Below are 17,424 nucleotides of genomic sequence, written 5' to 3' on the forward strand. Positions count from 1 at the left end.
CGCCTTTTTGGGCTGGTTGCTAAAAGGGATGCCTAAGATTGAGGTCTTTTTTGCCGACAGCTCAGTCGCGCTGTTCCGACAAAACCTTTGGCAACATCTACATGCGTTCTAGCCTGTTTGGGAGGATACGCCACCACTGGTTTGCGTGTCAACGATAACCTACCCGGTTTCTCGTCATACCGGCAAAATGGTGCCCACGAGCCTTTTAACTTTTCTCGCTATTTGGGAACGCATACCGGGAGGCTCCCGCCTCCATTATGACCCCCTGAGGAAATGCGCCGGAATTTCCGGGCCGGAGCCCGGACAGCAGACATTCCCAGGCTGGAGCCTGGGAACGAGAAGACCACGAGCCTTTAACTTTTCTCGCTATTCCGGCTCCTTGGCAAGGGACCTCCTGACAAGCTCTATTGTATGCACGACTTCCGTGCAATCGTCGTCGGAGAGGTTCCCGGCAAGGGTAAGGCGGCAGCCGGGACATCCTGTGGCCACTATTTTCGCGCCGGTTGCAAATATGTTGTGTTTCTTCTTTAAGGTAATTTCCCGTGAGAGATCGACGTTATCGAATTGGTACGAGCCCCCGCCGCCGCAACATTCGTTCGCTCCTTCCATGTTCACCAGACTTACACCGGGAAGAGATCGCAGTATTTTCCTGGGCTCTTCACTAACGCCCATGCCACGGATCAGGTGACACGGATCATGGTAGGTCACGGAAAGAGGTTCACCGGAACACGAGTCTTGAATCGGCAAATCGTCGACGTGCTCGGCCACAATTTGCGAGATGTCTTTCACCTTTGCCGCGACCCTTTTCGACTTTTCCGCGTCCATGCCCAGATCTTCGAGAAGTTCCGGAATGCCTTTCTTCAAGGCTGAACCGCAGGTGGCGCAATCTACCACTATCGCGTCAACGTCAACGCTATCGAAAATATCCAGGTTCTTGAAGATATTCGGCAACGCCTGTTTGGCCGCGCCGCTGAGGAACATCGGAGCGGAGCAGCACACCTGATCCTGCGGAACTACCACTTCTATGCCCAATCGAAGCAATACTTCCAGCATCGCGTTTCCCACATCGCCGTAGATCAGGTCCGTAGCGCAACCTACAAAATATGCGACTCGACCGACCTTTTTGTTTTTAGGCGACAGCTTTTCCGGTGTTGTTTGCCGGAAAGGCTTTTTGTTAGGCCTTGGCAATTTCTCGATTGGGATGTTGCCGACCTTCAACTGCAATCCCAGTGTGTCCACAAGAAGGCTTTGCCCTGCTCGAGCTGCGGCCGAAGCTTTCCAGGCTCGCGAACTCTTGCTCAGGGCCGAGAAAAGGATCCTCTTGGAAAATGGCTTGCCGAAAATATGGTCAAGTTCCAGTCGCATGTTTCTGAACAGCCTGTCGATCCGAACGCCGGACGGACAAAAGGCTGCGCAGGCGTCGCACAACATGCAGCTCATCAAGGCCTGTTCCACTCTGGGAGAGATCTTCAGGTCGCCTTCCAGATAATGCTTCACGATCTGCGCTCTCCCCCTCGGGGCAAAGTATTCCTGCCTGGTAATCTTGTAGGTGGGGCACACCTGCTGGCACATCCCGCATTTACGACAGTGGTGCAGATCTTGTTCGATTGCCTGGGAAAACATGGGTTGTCTACCTATCTGCTTCTATTGTCAAAGCCAATGGATTGGCGGGCCTTTGAGGCTCAGACGAACTTGCCCGGATTGAGAATTCCTTTTGGATCGAAGTAGTCCTTAATGCCGTGCATCACTCTGAGCGCGACGCTATCCATTGCCAGTGGCATGAAGGGTGCCTTGGCCAGCCCGATACCGTGTTCGCCTGAAAGGGTCCCGCCCAGGGCCAATGCTTCGGGAACCAGTTCGTCACAGGCCTTTAGGACTCTTTGGTATTCTTCTTCATCTCGCCGATCGAACACCATGCAGGGATGAAGATTCCCATCGCCTGCATGCGCGAACACACCTACGGAAATCCCGTTGCGCTCGCAGATTTCCACGACCTTCCTTATCATCGCGGTGAGATTGGAAACCGGCACTGTAACGTCTTCCGTTACAATGTTCGGCTTGATCCGCATCAAGGCAGTCCCCGCGGATCGTCGGGCCAACCACAAACGGTCCGCTTCGGCAGCGTCCGCGGCGCTGACGATGTTTACCGCGTGCTTTTCCTTGAGAACAGCTTCAATCTGCTTGACCTCTCGTTCCAGGGTTTCAGGACCGCCGTCCACCTGAATGAGGAGTATTCCTTCCACATCAACTGGCAGTCCCAAGTTGAAGGATTTCTCAACCGCTCTTACTGTGAACTGATCCATAAGCTCCAGCGAGGCGGGAATGATGCCGCCGGCCAGGATGGCTGACACCGCATCGGAGCAATCTTCGAGCTTGACGAAGTCGGCCCGAACCGTCCGACTTGCGAGCGGCCTGGGGACCAGGCGTACTATTATTTCCGTGATGATCCCAAGGGTGCCTTCTGAACCGCACAGAAGCGTTGTCAGGTTGTACCCCGTCACGTTCTTCAGAGTGCGTCCACCTGTCTTCAGCACATCACCGTTGGCGAGGACAACAGTCAGCCCCAGCAAATAGTCCTTGGTCACGCCGTACTTCAGAGTCCGAGGTCCTCCCGCGTTGGTTGCCACCGTGCCCCCCATGGTGGCCACAGCCCAGGAAGCCGGGTCCGGCGGATACATAAAGCCGAGCTTTTCAACCGCCTTCTGAAGATCGAGATTCACCACTCCGGGCTGTACCGTGGCCGTAAGGCTACCTGTATCAATTGCGAGAATTTTGTCCATTTTGGTCAGGCAGACGACAATACCGCCCCGAATCGGGATGCTTTCCCCGGCCAGGTTGCTGCCTCCTCCCCTCGGAGTCACGGGAACGTCTTCCCGGTATGCAACTTTCATGATGGCCGATACTTCTTCCGTAGTAACAGGAAAGAGTACGATCTCCGGAAGATGCTCTTCGGTATAGGCATCGAACGAATAAGTCACAAGATGTTCAGGCGCATCAGTGGCCCGATCCGGACCGACTATTTTCGCAAGCTCCTTCTTTATTTCATCCCTCATTAAGGCCTCCAAACCTTACTTAAATCATGGTTGGGCCGACATTGCTCGGCTTCTCTTGTTCAAGGAAGCCTGCCTCAAATGGGCGAGATTCTCTTCCGGAAAAGGCTCGATCGCCAGGATTAGGCTTTCTTCCGCGGTTTTCACCGAATTCATTCCGGTTTTTGTCCTGATTAGCATGGTATTCCACCCGGGCCTGCCCTCGAACATGCCTACCGATATGTCGGCAAATTCAGAAGTCATGTCAGGGCATCGTTGACAAGCGCTTTGAATCAGAGGGCGGAGTTCGTCAAGGGAGATGGATTCCACTCCGTCCGCGGTTTCAATGTTCAGAGTATTTGCCGGCGGCGGAGGAATGTCATATTTCTTGATCTCCTTATTGGGCCATCGCATGGAGAGAAGTGAGTTGAATTCCCGCGCTGAAAACGTCCAGTTGCAGAACAGCCCCACCAGGAGCACGATTCGTCCTTTAAGGTTTTCCTTTTTCAGGTCATAGACCTGCATTTTACGAACCGACCTGATTTGACAGGGAAGTCCGACCACTCCGATTCGATTGAAACCTCTGTCCAAAGCCTGTCGCAAAGCCTCCAAAGAATGGGCCCCGATGAACTTCGATCCTGTGCAGGCTTTTATTTCGTCAGCAGTAGTTGCAACCACCCCACGGGCAAACCCATCGGGACCGCCGGAAGCGGTGAGGACAGCCGCGTCGATGAGACCTTTTTCCAACGCCATGACCATCAAGGAGGTGACTGTGCCGCCGGCTTGCGCAACCGAAGCTATTTCACCGGAGGTCGATCGGGATGCTTTGGCTTCAATCCAATTGCCTAGGCCGTCCCCGTCGTACTGGGCGGCAAAGACCTCTCGTGCGACAACAGCCTCGTCGAAGGACACGGCGGGGCAGTACGCGTAGCATCGGCCCTCGGATCGGGTGCATGAATCCAATTTAACCGTTTTGCCCTTGAATTTCGTGAGGTAAGGGCATTGTCCGACGCATGCGCCACAGGCAGCGCATACCCCCTGGGCAATGACTCGCTCATACAGTTCTTCCAGTATGCCGGCTTGCTGCACTGTTGCTCCTTTCACAGCGGACGCTTCCGAACTTACGAGAGGCCTTCACACCATCGGCTCAGTTGCCTCGCATCGAGCGTCTCGTTTGTCAATCTCTTGAAGTGTATTCTGACCTCAGCTCCCTTTGACCGACGGACCTCCATTCGCCCCCCCAGTTGCTTGACCAGGATGTTGACGAGGCGCAAGCCCAAGGTTTGTGGGCTATTGAGATCAACGTTTTCGGGGAGGCCGACCCCGTTGTCGGAAACAATCAGATCGAACCGATCGTCACTGGACGCAAAAAAGAATCGAATCGTGCCGGGCCTGCCGTCCGGGAAAGCATGCTTAAGGCAATTGGAGACCAGCTCATTGGCAATAAGTGCACATGGAGTTGCGATGTCTACCGTCAATGGAACGACTTCGATGTCAAGCTTCACAACAACCTGGTTTGAGTTCGCGCCGAAAGAGTGGAACAGGTCAGCCAGAAGACTGCGGATATATTCCTTGAAGTCAATGTGGGCCAGGTCGCTTGCCCGGTAGAGTTTCTCGTGGATGAGCGCCATTGATTGGATGCGGCTGCGGCTCTCCGAAAACATCTGTTCGTATGTCTTTGTTTTCGAATCTCGAGATTGTAGATTCAGCAGGCTCGATACAACCTGAAGATTGTTCTTGACCCTGTGGTGGACTTCCCGCAACAGGACTTCGTTCTCCTTTAGGGATTCCCTGAGCTGATCTTCCGCTATTTTGCGGTCTGTTATATCACGGTCGAAAATGGCGACTGCCTTGACATTTCCGCTGTCATCCAAAATGGGATAAACAGAGTTGTCAAAAAAACGTCCGGCGCATTCATCGTGGAATCGGACACCCGCGCCGGATTGAACCGCCTTGTCAAGCCAGCTCTCTCTAATTTCCCGCACTCCCGTAGGGAGGTAATTCAGCGCTTTTTTGCCTATCAATTCGCTCACCGGTTTCCCAATTCTCCTGGCGGCGGCTTCGTTCAAAGCCAGAAAATTTGCTTCAGGATCGAGCAACAGGGCATGGTCGGTTGTGCCGTTAAGTAAGGCCTCGATGGTATCTTTGCTTTCCCTCAAGGCCTCTTCTTGACGTTTGCGCTGGGTGATGTCCCGGGAGATGCCGATTATGCCCACAGGGGTTCCGTTCTCGTCACGCAAAAAAGAGGTGGTGATCTCGAACCACACGATGGTCCCGTTCTTGTGGTAATGTTCGACCGTCACGGTGCGGGAGACGAACCTGTCCCTGGGCTTAGGTTTTTCCAAGCCCAGTTCTTCCTCCAAAGCACTGAGGACGAGTTCACGAGATTGCGGGGTCAGGACGTCGAGAGGGTTCAATGACATGATCTCTTCGACAGTATAACCGAGGACTTCATGGACGGAGGGACTGATGTATGTATATTTGAGATTCAAGTCAACCGACCAGATGAGGTCTTTGGCCGTCTCTACGAGCATCCGGTGGAGCAATTCACTTTTCGCCAGCTCATCCTGTATTTTCTCTCGCCGCGAGATCTCATTTCTTAGTTGGGCGTTGGCTTTCGACAATTCCGCTGTGCGTACCCGGACTCTCTTTTCGAGTTCATCGTGCGCCTGACGTAAAGCCACCTCCGCCCGCTTTTGCTCCGTGATATCACGGGCGAAAACAGCCAAGGCCGTGACGGTGCCTTGTGAGTCCAAAATAGGATAAATGCTCTCATCAAAGACGCGGCCACGGTTCTCTTGTTCTTCCCGGAGAGGTTTGCCTGTGCGAATCACCCTTGCGAGTCGGTTTTGCCTTCGTTTGGTCACGTCAGGGGGGAAGAATTGGAAGGCCGATTGCCCCAGCAGTTCATCCGGCCTTTTCCCCAGTCTCTGAGCCAGAGCATCATTCACAGCAAGATAAACCCCTGAAGAGTCCGTGATACACGCTACATCCGTAGTGGCATTGAGAAGCGCAGCGAATCTCTCATTTGTCTGTTTCACCAGTTGTCGAGCGTTTTCTTCCCCCGGCTTCGCGTGATTCCTTTGCTCCTGGGCGGCCTGAAGCTCCGAGAGCTTGCTCCGCAAATCCTTGAGTTCGTCCAAGAGCTGTTCTCGGGTTTTGTCTCTATCCTGCATGCGGGTTTTCCCGGAAGAAAGCCATCCTCGGCGGGGTCGCTGCTCCGTGGCATAAACCGTTAGACACTAAGCTTATGCCAAACTATCGGTTAAGTCAAAACAATGGCACTGAAATGGTTTCGCGATCCCTCAGGTTTCAGGAATTGCAGGGGCGGGGTAGGGGAAAGTCACAGATCGGCTCTTTCAGAGCTTATATAGCAGTTCTCGAAGGTAATCGCAGATTGACTTATGAGTGTCCCGCGAACGCGGGACCGGCTTGTCCGGCAGTGCGACTCCCTTCGGAAAAAACTTTTGAGAATCATCATATAGTAGTTCTCGAAAGTAATCACGGATTCACTTGTGGTTGTTCCGCCAGACGGGATCGGCTTGTTCGACAGTGCCACGCTCCAGTCGACAGGACGCTGCTTCCGGCAAGCTGCTCCTTTGTCCAGGATTCCCCGAAGGGGAATGCCGTGAGTAGCCCTGGGTGAAACCCAGGGAAAGAGCCCCCGGCAATCACGGTTCCGGCCCCGGAGGGGTCGGCCCCTCCAGGGCCGTATGAAACTAATTCTTGGCTCTGCATACCACGGGTTTCACCCGTGGCTACTCAAGGAACTCCCCCTTCAGGGGAACGATTTATGCGATAGCTATTTTCGCGATTAGTTTTGGGAAGTACTATAGTAATACCAACTTCCGTGGCGGCGAGTGCCACAACGAATTATGAAAACGCCGGTAGCGCCGTCCCGCGCTGAACGCGGGATTGCCGGTTGTCTTCGAGGCGTTTTCAAGGGAATGCGCTTTCAAGAAGGGACATTAGCAGTGGCCGGCAGGGACGCCAGCCGCTACCATAATGTGGTGGCGGTCCCGCGGGACGCGGGATGCCCGCCATCTTCAGTTGTACGAAAGCGCATTGGCATAAGTGGTAATGGCAAAGCCGATGTCCCATTGCATACAGGGCGGTGAGCGCCATCCGGTCGCAATTTTGGCTACGGGCAGAGAATTTGCCGAAAGACCTTATTCTATACTTTCTTGTCCGACACCAGGGCTCGCCGGACAGCCTCAGACAGCTCGATCACTGTGTAAGGTTTTGCCACAACTCCAATAAAGCCATGTTTTTCATGATTGGCCATAATGGGATCATTGGAATAGCCGCTGGACACGATTGCTCTTATCTTGGGGTCAGATTTGCCAAGTATATCGATGGCTTCCTTCCCTCCCATGCCGCCGGGAACCGTCAAGTCTACTATAACAAGGTCATAGGGTTCCTCGGTCTTCAGGGCTTTCCCGTAAAGTTCCACCGCCTCGGCCCCATCGGTTGCTACATCCACGTCATAGCCCAGCATACTTAGTATTTCTTTGGCCAGATCGCCTATTATTTGCTCGTCATCCATCAACAATATCTTGGCCTTGCCGGTAAGGAGCCGCAGCTTCGTGCCGTTGTCCTCCGGGATTTTATCGTCCGATCTGGGGAGATACACATCAAACGTGGTGCCCGTTCCCGAGGTCGAAGAGACCGCAATCAGCCCGTCATGTTTTTTGATTATGGAATAGGATGTGGCCAGGCCGAGGCCGCTCCCTTTCTGTTTGGTCGTAAAATACGGGTCAAAGATCTTGGACAGATGCTCTTCGGGTATCCCGCGGCCATGATCCTCGATTGATATCCTCACGTAGGGCCCGGGTGATATTGGCAAACCATGCTCCGGTGCCACGACAACATCTTCCACCCTCATCTTGATCACACCACCCTGCGGCATGGCCTGCTGAGCATTTATGACGAGGTTGCTGATAACCTGACTGATCTGTCCTTCATCCACGTTCACCGTCCAGACGGTCTTCGGAATGGAAAATTCGCATCGGACCGTGGAACCCCTCAATGTGAATTCGCACGCGTCTCGTACCAGGCCCGCAATGCGGCATGCCTTTCTAACCGGCTCACCTCCTCTGGAGAATGTGAGCAACTGTTGTGTGAGGTCTTTAGCTCTTGTGGACGCCTTTTCCGCATTTTCCAGCAAGTGATACACCTTGTCGCCAGGTCTTGCGGTCAACTTGGCCAGCGACACACTCCCTTGAATGGCTGTCAGAATATTGTTGAAATCGTGCGCAATGCCGCCCGCAAGGACGCCTATGGATTCAAGCTTGGCCACCTTGAAGAGTTCCTCCTCCGCTTGTCTGCGGCCGGTAACATCCCGCCAGATGCCTCTGAACCCCAACGGGTCTCCTAACGAGTCTCTGATCAAAGAGACGGACACCTCCATGTCTCTTTCGGAGCCGTCCTTGGTCACCATCTTCCAGTGAGACGCATTGACGGGCTTCCCCGTCTCCAGCACTTTCTTAAAGGTTTCATGCGCGTCCGGCAGACTATGGTCGTGTATGCTCGAGCGGAAATCCTTTCCCAGGAGACACTCTTTTTCATGGCCCAGTAGTTTGCACGCCGAATCGTTCAAGAAGTTGAAATTGCCTGCGTTATCCAGTTCGTAATAGGCTTCCTCGATGGTCTCGACTATGGTGCGATATTTCTCTTCCGACTCACGGAGCGCGGCCTCGGCTCTTTTTCGTTCGACGACCTCCAGCTTAAGCTGTTTATTGGCGGCCAGCAGCTCAGCAGTGCGTTGGTCGACGTGCTTTTCGAGTTCGGCATGGGCTCTTTGCAATTCCTGTTCCGCTCGTTGCCGCTCGGCAATCTCCTGGCGCAGGCGCCAATTGGTCGCTGCCAGTTCCGCTGTACGGTCCTCCACACGCCTCTCCAGTTCATCTCGCGCGGTCTGAAGCGTGGCCCCGTGTTTCTTGATAAGAAAAAGCTGCTTCTTCTCAAGGGTGAGGTCTTCGATGAGGACAAGTAACAGCCTGTCCCTGTCGAGCTTGATGGATCGAAAATGCATGCGCGCCCAGATCTTTTTTCCGCGAACCTGTAACAGGCCTTCACTCACCTGCCGTTTCTTCTCGTAGAAAACCTTGTCCACCAGCACCTGAACAGCGAGGGCGTTGCGAGGATGAGGGAAGAGTGCGAAAAAGGGACCGCCGGCCATGTTTCGATAATCAATATTGATTTTTTCTGATGCTTCGTTTGCAAAGACAGCCGAATAGCTTTGATCCACGAGCATGGCAGGGATGGGCAACGCATTCAACAATCGATGAAATCCCTCTGCCTGAGTTCCGCTGACCTTGAAGCTCCCCGAGCCGGTCATGGGATCCGTGTCAATTGTTGCCAGATCAATCGAATCGGCGAAGACCTTCTCCAGAGTGACGCTCTCGGGCACCCGATAATGCGCCTCTGTGAAATCGAAAGCTCGTAATTCCTGACCCGACATGGCATGCTCCTGGTTTGTCAATTAAGGCGCCTAATAATTGTCGCCAAGTTGCGGTGTCAATGGTTTTGACGCTCTGGCGGCCCCCACGCGTTACGTTTACGCGTTGCAACGAGTATGCCACTTTCGTGCCCATGAGAAGAAAACTCAGCACACTTAGTGATAACAACTAAGTAGATATGGATGCTCCCACGGTCATCCCCGGACAAGCTGCTCCCGAATCGCGTCGAGGCAAAGAAGAGGCGCGAAAATCGTACAGCCTCGCCTCTGCCTGAACGCGTTTACCGGCATTCCAGGTTTTCCAATGTGCCTTTGTTACTTACTCCGGTACGGTTATAGAGGCTCTCTCGACCACATTTATGCGTGAGCGCTTTTCGGGCATTCTCGCCGACAATGTTGCTCGCTCGCTGCACAGTCTGGGTCGTGTCGTTGGCAATCGTAGCCCCAGTCAGGACTCCTTGACGCGAAAGAAACCACTAAACCAGCGCAGGAATAGCTGATCGGCACTGAACTGGGATGGACATCTTAAAGAAAAAAGAAGAATGGTGATCCAAAAAAGACTAGAGTTTTTGAAGCAATGGGCATAACTGCATGTTATAATAGTGATGTGCAGGAGGGCCCCAAGCAATGTCACCAAAACGGGAAATAAGCGCCAGAGATTTTGTCGCGGATCTGCGTTTTTCGGGATTCAGCAATCGCCAATTAATGGAGAAGTATCGACTCACCGAAAGAGAACTGGAGTTCATTTTCAAGAAGCTCGTTGCGGTAAAGGCTATCAACCCCTCCGAACTAAATGAGAGGTCCGCGCCTGCCGATCCGGCGCTATATCCTGAAATGCCCTCGGATTTTCGCATATCCATAAGAGATGAACTGGACTTTCCTTTGCCTGTTTATGAAAAGGACTTTCCTGACGAACGGGGTCTGGTCCTGAACGTCTCGACCATGGGGCTGGGAGTGAAAGGAATTGAGGCCAGTGTGGGCGAGATAAAGACTTTAGTGATCCCCGCACACGAGCTGTTCCACATTAACCTGATCGAGGTGGAGGGGCAGTGTCGTTGGGCAACGAGGGAAAGTCTATCCGGGGTTTTTTCAGCAGGCTTCGAAATAATCAACGTAGTTAGCGGCAGTTTGGAAGAACTACAGATGATGATCCGATCCATCCCCCTTGAGGATCGGGTGGCAATGAGAAAGAAGCTCTAAAATCAAGGGGGTTCTCAGTTAAAGATTCGGCCGGTGTCCCTTCCTTGGAAAGCGTTCTCGGACTCCTGCATGTTCATCCAAAAACAGTTGCCTAGAGCGCCACGGCTACCGTGCTAATTCAATGGCCTTCTCCAGTGCCGACAGCAGAAGAATCACGTTTTCCCTTCGGCTGTTAAAGCCCATCAATCCGATACGCCAAACCTTTCCGGCCAACTGCCCTAATCCTGCGGCCATTTCTATGTTGTAGTTTTCCAGGAGCCAGCCGCTGACTGCCTTGCTGTCGATGCCTTCGGGCACAAGCGCGGTGGTAAGGCTCGGCAGACGAAACTGCTTCTCCACATGACATCCGATGCCCAACTCTTCGAGCCCTTCCCACAGGAGTTCCGCGTTGGCTCGATGTCGTGCCCAGCGATCTTCAAGGCCTTCCTCCGCGACAACACGCAGAGCCTCACGAAACGCGTAAACCATATTGATCGGAGCGGTGTGGTGATACGTCCGCTCTCCGTTCCAGTATTTTCTGATGAGGGTCATGTCCAGGTACCAGTTGGCCGGTTTTGATTTGCGGCTGTTCAGCTTCTCCATGGCTCTGGGGCCTAGAGTAAAAGGAGCGACCCCGGGCGGGCAGCTAAGGCACTTCTGGCTCCCGCTGTAGGCTACGTCCACATGCCAGCGGTCGAGAAAGACAGGGATTCCTCCCAGACTGGTAACCGTGTCCAACAGGAGGAGCGCGTGAAATTCACGGCACAGCTTGCCTATGCCGTCCATGGGTTGAAGCGCGCCTGTGGATGTTTCGGCATGCACCAAGCCGAGTAATGCGGGACGATGGGTTTCCAGGCCTTCCGCGACTTCCTCAAGGGAGAAAACCTCACCCCAAGGTTTTTCCATTCTTCGCACATCCGCTCCGTATCTGGAGGCCATTTCGCAAAGCCGTTCTCCGAAATAACCGTTAACGCCGATCAGTACCACATCACCGGGTTCTACGCAGTTGGCCAAGGTTGCCTCCATGGCCGCGCTTCCCGTGCCGCTCACGGGAATGGTAAATTGGTTGTCAGTTTGCCACACGTAGCGGAGCAATTCCTGCGTCTCACTCATCAGCTCGATGAACTTGGGGTCCAGGTGGCCCACTATATTCATGCCGAGGGCCTGGCGAACCCTCGGGTGAATGTTCGAGGGGCCGGGGCCGAGCAGTAGCCTGGGAGGCATCTCCAGTTGACCGGTTTGAATCCGATGAGCGTCATCCACTTGCAGATTTGTGCTTTGCATGCAATATGCCCTCTTCATTACTGTTGTTTTTGAGGAAGCTCGGGTAAGTGTGAATAGTGAATAATATGGACTTTGCGACAAAAGTGCAAGATTGCGTTTGAAAAAAGTTCCGCGCTATTCTGTGGGAAAGCATTTCCCGACGAACGGACAACGCCCCGGCGATTGCGTGAGCCTAAGATCTGTCTGGTTCCCAGGCGAGCCTGGGAACGAGGAACAAAAAAAGACCCGACGCTGCTTCCCAAAAAAATGGATGGAGACTCTTTGATGATCGAAACGAGTTGTTTTGACGGCGTAACCCAAATCAAAATGTCCCGTGGAGGCAAGGGCAGGATCCACTATTGGGTGTCCGCTTATCTGGTTGACGGGGTGCTTATCGACACGGGGTGCAGTCACTGTGCCAAGGAGTTCGTGGACTATCTGGAAGGCACGGACGTGCGCGTTGCGGTCAACACCCATTACCACGAAGATCACGTAGGGGCCAATAAACTGCTCCAAGAGAGGCTGGGCATAGAAATACTCGCCCATCCCCAGGCAATTCCTCTGATCAAAAGGCCGCCGGCTCTGCCATCGTACCGCGAAATCACATGGGGAAACCCTGAGCCGTCGGAAGTCAATCCCGTACCCCGAAGAATCGAGACTTCGAGGTTCTGTTTTGATGTCATCGAAACGCCGGGGCATTGTGAAGACCACATTAGTCTGGTGGAATCCTCCCGGGGGTGGTGTTTCACCGGTGACTTGTATTTCGGGGAAAAGCTGAAAACAGCGGGACGGGAAACCGATATTACCGCGATGATGCACTCCATGAAAAAGATCCTTGAATTGGGGACGGAAAACCTAATGCTTTTCACCGCGCTGAGAACCGTGGAGAAGCGCGGTCAAAAGGCCCTTCGAGCTGCAATTAATTACTTTGAGACCCTCGGTATGAAAGCCAAAGATCTTCAAGAGAGAGGACTCGATGTCTCAGCCATCGTGGATGAATTAATGGGCGGTGAAAGCATGTTTTGTCGGCAAACAGCCGGGCATTTTTCTTCTGCGAACCTCGTACGGCTGTTGCTCGACGCGGACCTTTCCTGACCGGGCCGCGCTCGCCTGCCTGGCTCACTCCTCTTTGAGCGACAGCCCCGCGGGTGCTCTGATCAGCTTGTAAGTCGGATAGAGCGCGGAAACGAGGCATGCCAGCATAGTCAGGAGGAAGCTTTTGGCAAATATCCACAAATTGACATGAACATCCACCGACCAGCCGAACGATCGATAGTTGATAGCGTATATTATTATGTAAGTCAGGATGAGGCCGCATATTATGGAGATGGAGAAAGCCGCAAACCCCATGATCAGAGCCTGATACACATTCATCTTGCCCATCTCCCGCCTGGTAAGCCCGAGATAGCCCAACACTGTCATTTCTCTGGATCTTTCCAGTAAGATCGCCATGAGAGCCGTGGCCACCCCCAGAAGCGCCACCAAGAGAGAAACTCCTTTCAGAGTCGCAGTAGGAGCGAAGGTCTTGTCAAATATAACGAGAACGTCGTTTTTCATTTTGGTGTTCGACGCCATGGTACGATCCAGGTCGGGATATTTCCGCAATATGGATTCACGTATTTCCTCCACAGACGCGGTCGGCTTCAAAAAAAGGGCTATTGACTGCACGCGCTTGTCCTTCCAGATCTTCTCATAGATCTCCCGATCCATGTGGATGGTCCCCTGGTCCGAGGAGTAGTCTCGTAAAACGGAAACCACACGGAATGGCCGCTCGCCTTCCGGAGTGACGAGACCTACCATGTCGCCCAAAGACAAACCGAATCGGTACGCGAGAGACTCCGAAATAAAGACCCCTCCTGCAACGAGCTTGTCCCAGGCGGATTTCTTGCCTTCGAGAAAACGGAATGAAGAGTGGTGCTTCAGAACCGACCCGTCCACCACACGCAATTTCACAGACTTGTCCTGGAGGAACACATCATAGGCGGCATATCGTTCGACCGCCTCGACACGAGGGTCGTTCTTCAAATCTACGACCAGGTCTGCAGGAAGTGGATGGTCCCACTTGGTCGTCCCCGGAGAAATATACAGATGCCCCTCTAATGATCCTTCCAGCCAATCCGCCACGGATTTCCTGAAGCTGTGGATCATGGTATCCACACCGATGGTCATGGAAAGAGCTACAGCCAGTGCGGCAACAGCCATGCTCGTGCGACTCAAAGAAGCTCTAATCGTGCGAGCGGCCAGAAAAGCCTCCAATAATCCTCGGATTTTACGCAGATGGATCCCTGCATAGTGCGTGAATGGAGAAAGAAGGGAAGGGGTGAAAAGCGCGAACGCAAGGGTCATTCCGAAGGCTGACAAAAACCCCCAGTAAATGGAAAAGCGCGATCCCCAGGCGGCAACCAACGCGGCCAGGAAGCAGAAGATCCCACCCGCAAAAAGAAAGCCTTTCAACCCGTGAGCGCGGTCTTCGATGCTTTGACGCTTTATTCCCAATATCGGGGAGGTAACCGCGACCTCAAGGGCCGGGAGCCCGGTCCCCAAGAAAGTGGCCAAATATCCTACTCCAAAACCGCTCAAGACCACGGGCAAGGTCAGCCGCACACTCTCAACTCTTACATAGAAATAGAGTTCACCGATTGTCGATGAAACTCTGTCGATACTCCACCACGCCACCGCGTAGCCGAAAAATATTCCGACCAGACTTCCCAAAGTCCCCAGGAGGAGCGATTCCGTCATGAACGCTACAACGAGGCCTTTCCTATCCGCGCCAAGTGTGAGTAGCAGCGACATGTTTTCGCGACGGGACAAGACGGAAAACATGGAAAAATTGTAGATCAGGAAAATCCCAACAAAAAGGGCAAGCAAACTCATGGCTGCCAGGTTCAACTGGAACGAATAGAGCATGGCCTTGAGCGCTGCCTTCCTTGAATTTCCGTCAGTAAGCCTGAGACTTGTAGGTAGCCGCTTCGTAAGTTGTTCAACATCTCCGGAATAAACGATGTCGATGCGATCCAAGTGCCCTTCTTTGCCGAAAATCTCCTGGGCCGCGGATATATCCATTATAGCGATATTGTCTCCTAGGCCGGCGTCTGCAGATCTTGGCAGACTCCCCAGTATCTTCACCTTTTTTTCGATGCCCGCGGTCAGAACGGTTAAGGTCCCGCCGGTCTCCAAGCCGTGGCTTTCCATGAGCTTTCCGGACACCAAGATCGACGGAACGCGACCCGCAAGGAACCTTTCGAAATCGTCCGCTTTGGCCGCAGCTGGAGCTAGCGCCCGAAAATCGGAGTCCAGAAAAGGGTCCAATCCCAAGAAACGAATGGGCTCTCGCCCGGTCTCCAGGGTGTGGGCCATGACTTCTACCACGGGCGAAGCAGCTTCAATGTCCGGGTCGTTCCATATTTTAGCGAACAGCTTTTCGTCGATGCGACCATAATTGGAAACGAGCGAGTGAGTAGCTCGGCCGGAAAGGAAATCCACGGATGCTGAAACCGATGATAGGGCTGAATTATTTATCAACTCGACAGCGATTACGATTCCCACGCCGAGGGATATCCCCATAAGACACAGGAGTGACAGCAGACGGTGACGCCGATAATACCGCAAATTGAATTTAAGCAGTGGAAGAATAGTCATGGACAGCCCATCAGGAGATGCCAGTGCCCGCAAGGCTTACAAATACTTCTCAGCAGATTGTTCCGGGTCTTCCTGCTGGTGCCCAGGCTCGCCTGGGAACCTTCACCTTCGGGGCTCTGCCCGGAAACACGTGTCATTTCAAGCCAGTCAGGAAGGCTCCCTTGGTCCTCCGATCCTAGATGACCTCTCCGGACTCGGATTCTTCGACCAATTTTCCGCCGCGCAGTCTATACTTGCGATGAGCCAACCAGAGCGCTTCGGCGCTGTGGGTAGCCATGACAAGCGTCGCGTCGGTCCTGCTGCAAATTTCGTGAATCAGTTCCAGGACGCTGTTTCCTGTCTCAAGGTCCAGGTTGCCGGTAGGCTCGTCCGCCAGGATTAGTTTGGGGCCCTTCACCAGCGCCCTCGCAATCGCTACTCTCTGCTGTTCCCCGCCGGAAAGCTGTTCCGGGAATTTGTCCCAATGACTTGCAAGCCCGACTGCCTCAAGAACCTCGCGCGCCTTGGTTTCATCGGTTATTCCTAACAGATCCAACGGAAGCGTAAGGTTTTCTCCCACAGTGAGGGTAGGAAACAGATTAAATGACTGAAATACGAATCCCACTTCTTTGCGGCGGTACAAAGCCAACTCTTGCTGGGGAAGGGTCGAAATTTCACGACCGTCATACAACACGCGGCCGCTCGTGGGTAGATCCACTCCCCCCAAGATGTTCAAAAAAGTGCTCTTCCCGGATCCGCTCTTTCCCAGCAGCAATATCCTTTCGCCCTGATGAATCTCCAGGCTGACTTCCTTTAACGGCACTACCGCACGGGACATTCCGCTCGGATAGCGCTTTGTTACGTTTTCCAGGCGTATCAGAGGATGCATGGGCTGCCCGGCCTCCGAATTGGTCCAGAGACAGATTATTCCGATTCGCGATCGAATGCGTAACAATTATTCTCGGGGAGCGCGTTCTATCAGGACAGACGACAATGGCTCCGTTTGGCGGGCACTACTTGCCCCACGCGCAGCAATTTTTAAAGCCATATCTATTTGTTGGAGCGTTTCTGCGCGGAGCTGCCGTCAGAGGACTTCTCGTTGGCCGTATGGCCGTAGATCTCTTTGAGCCTCTTCTGAAAATACTCGCTCCGCTTCTTTCTGAATGCCATGTAGTCATTCGGCTTCGGGAGCTTATTGTCGTTGAAGACCAGCCACAGCCGCGTCAAAGTTACTTCCTCGAGGGTCCAGCCGAGCTTCATGCAAATGAGTTCCCCTTCCGAAAGTTTGCCCATTTCGGTGTCCAATGCTTCGGGAGTGGATTCGCAGAGCCGATAAATCTCGTCTCTGAATTTGCGATCCGGGATCAATTCCATCGGATGTTTTCTTCTCTTGTCGGCAAGCTGCTTGGCCGCTTCGATTACCTTGAGGAAATCTCGCTTCGTCAGAGGAATCCCATACGAGACAATCCTGTCGGCCGCGGATTTAAGCCCGAGTATCTTTTTCTTTTCGCCGGATGAGAACGCGACAGAGTAGGGGAGCGAATCTATGTTCTTCTGAGCGTCGCGCAGCCTGTGGGTTTGTTCTTCCAGGAACAGGAGGTTTTTGAACGGTCCCCTTTCCGCTTGTTTTATGAAGAATGACACCGAAGGATGATCCTTCAAGAGCGGCTTAGCCGCGTATTCGTTGACTTCCCTCAATTCATACCTGAGGAACTCCTCTATTATTACTCTATTGTTGTCCTTTCCCACCTCCTGGGCCACTTCCGCGTCGGAAAGGGTTTTCCCCGCAGCAAGAATGGGGATCAGCATCGCTATTCCACAGAGTAAGAGTATGGTTGAGTAATATCCTTTGCGAGGATATTGGATTGTCATCAA

11 protein-coding genes are annotated in these 17,424 nt (G+C 53.3%); 2 read left to right on the forward strand and 9 right to left on the reverse strand.

The annotated features are described in order from the left end of the window. Positions 1-366: 366 nt before the first annotated feature. The 5 genes from HY913_24180 to HY913_24200 all read right to left on the reverse strand — a co-directional run bounded on the left by HY913_24180 (position 367) and on the right by HY913_24200 (position 9,492). Positions 367-1,623, reverse strand: a complete 1,257-nt coding sequence (locus HY913_24180) for a (Fe-S)-binding protein (GenBank protein ID MBI4966400.1) — start codon at positions 1,621-1,623, stop codon at positions 367-369. Between the two features lie 59 nt (positions 1,624-1,682). Continuing rightward, positions 1,683-3,053, reverse strand: a complete 1,371-nt coding sequence (locus HY913_24185) for an FAD-binding protein (protein MBI4966401.1) — start codon at positions 3,051-3,053, stop codon at positions 1,683-1,685. Between the two features lie 24 nt (positions 3,054-3,077). Beyond that, entirely contained in the window at positions 3,078-4,133 is a 1,056-nt protein-coding gene (locus tag HY913_24190; GenBank protein ID MBI4966402.1) for a Coenzyme F420 hydrogenase/dehydrogenase, beta subunit C-terminal domain, read from the reverse strand. 17 nt (positions 4,134-4,150) lie between these two features. After that, complete coding sequence (locus HY913_24195) at positions 4,151-6,205, reverse strand: PAS domain-containing protein (protein ID MBI4966403.1); 2,055 nt, start codon at positions 6,203-6,205, stop codon at positions 4,151-4,153. Positions 6,206-7,203: 998 nt separating this feature from the next. Beyond that, complete coding sequence (locus tag HY913_24200; GenBank protein ID MBI4966404.1) at positions 7,204-9,492, reverse strand: PAS domain S-box protein; 2,289 nt, start codon at positions 9,490-9,492, stop codon at positions 7,204-7,206. A 624-nt stretch (positions 9,493-10,116) separates the two neighbouring features. Between HY913_24200 and HY913_24205 the strand changes: the two genes are divergently transcribed. After that, the gene (locus tag HY913_24205) at positions 10,117-10,689 is read left to right on the forward strand and encodes a hypothetical protein (protein ID MBI4966405.1); all 573 of its coding nucleotides are present in this window, start codon (positions 10,117-10,119) and stop codon (positions 10,687-10,689) included. A gap of 105 nt (positions 10,690-10,794) precedes the next feature. Here the strand turns inward: HY913_24205 and HY913_24210 are convergent, their stop codons facing one another. After that, entirely contained in the window at positions 10,795-11,952 is a 1,158-nt protein-coding gene (locus tag HY913_24210; GenBank protein MBI4966406.1) for an alanine--glyoxylate aminotransferase family protein, read from the reverse strand. A gap of 264 nt (positions 11,953-12,216) precedes the next feature. On the opposite strand from HY913_24210, the gene HY913_24215 reads away from it, so the two are divergent. Next, positions 12,217-13,026 carry an MBL fold metallo-hydrolase gene (locus HY913_24215; protein MBI4966407.1) on the forward strand — a complete coding sequence of 270 codons (810 nt, stop codon included), beginning with the start codon at positions 12,217-12,219 and terminating at the stop codon, positions 13,024-13,026. Positions 13,027-13,050: 24 nt separating this feature from the next. Here HY913_24215 and HY913_24220 read toward each other — a convergent pair whose 3' ends face one another. The 3 genes from HY913_24220 to HY913_24230 all read right to left on the reverse strand — a co-directional run bounded on the left by HY913_24220 (position 13,051) and on the right by HY913_24230 (position 17,421). Beyond that, entirely contained in the window at positions 13,051-15,570 is a 2,520-nt protein-coding gene (locus tag HY913_24220) for an ABC transporter permease (protein ID MBI4966408.1), read from the reverse strand. Positions 15,571-15,745: 175 nt separating this feature from the next. Next, positions 15,746-16,438, reverse strand: coding sequence for an ABC transporter ATP-binding protein (locus HY913_24225; GenBank protein MBI4966409.1), 693 nt, complete (start codon positions 16,436-16,438; stop codon positions 15,746-15,748). Between the two features lie 161 nt (positions 16,439-16,599). Then, positions 16,600-17,421, reverse strand: a complete 822-nt coding sequence (locus HY913_24230; protein ID MBI4966410.1) for a hypothetical protein — start codon at positions 17,419-17,421, stop codon at positions 16,600-16,602. Positions 17,422-17,424: the final 3 nt, after the last annotated feature.

The organism is Desulfomonile tiedjei, from assembly GCA_016212925.1.
GTDB lineage: Bacteria > Desulfobacterota > Desulfomonilia > Desulfomonilales > Desulfomonilaceae > JACRDF01.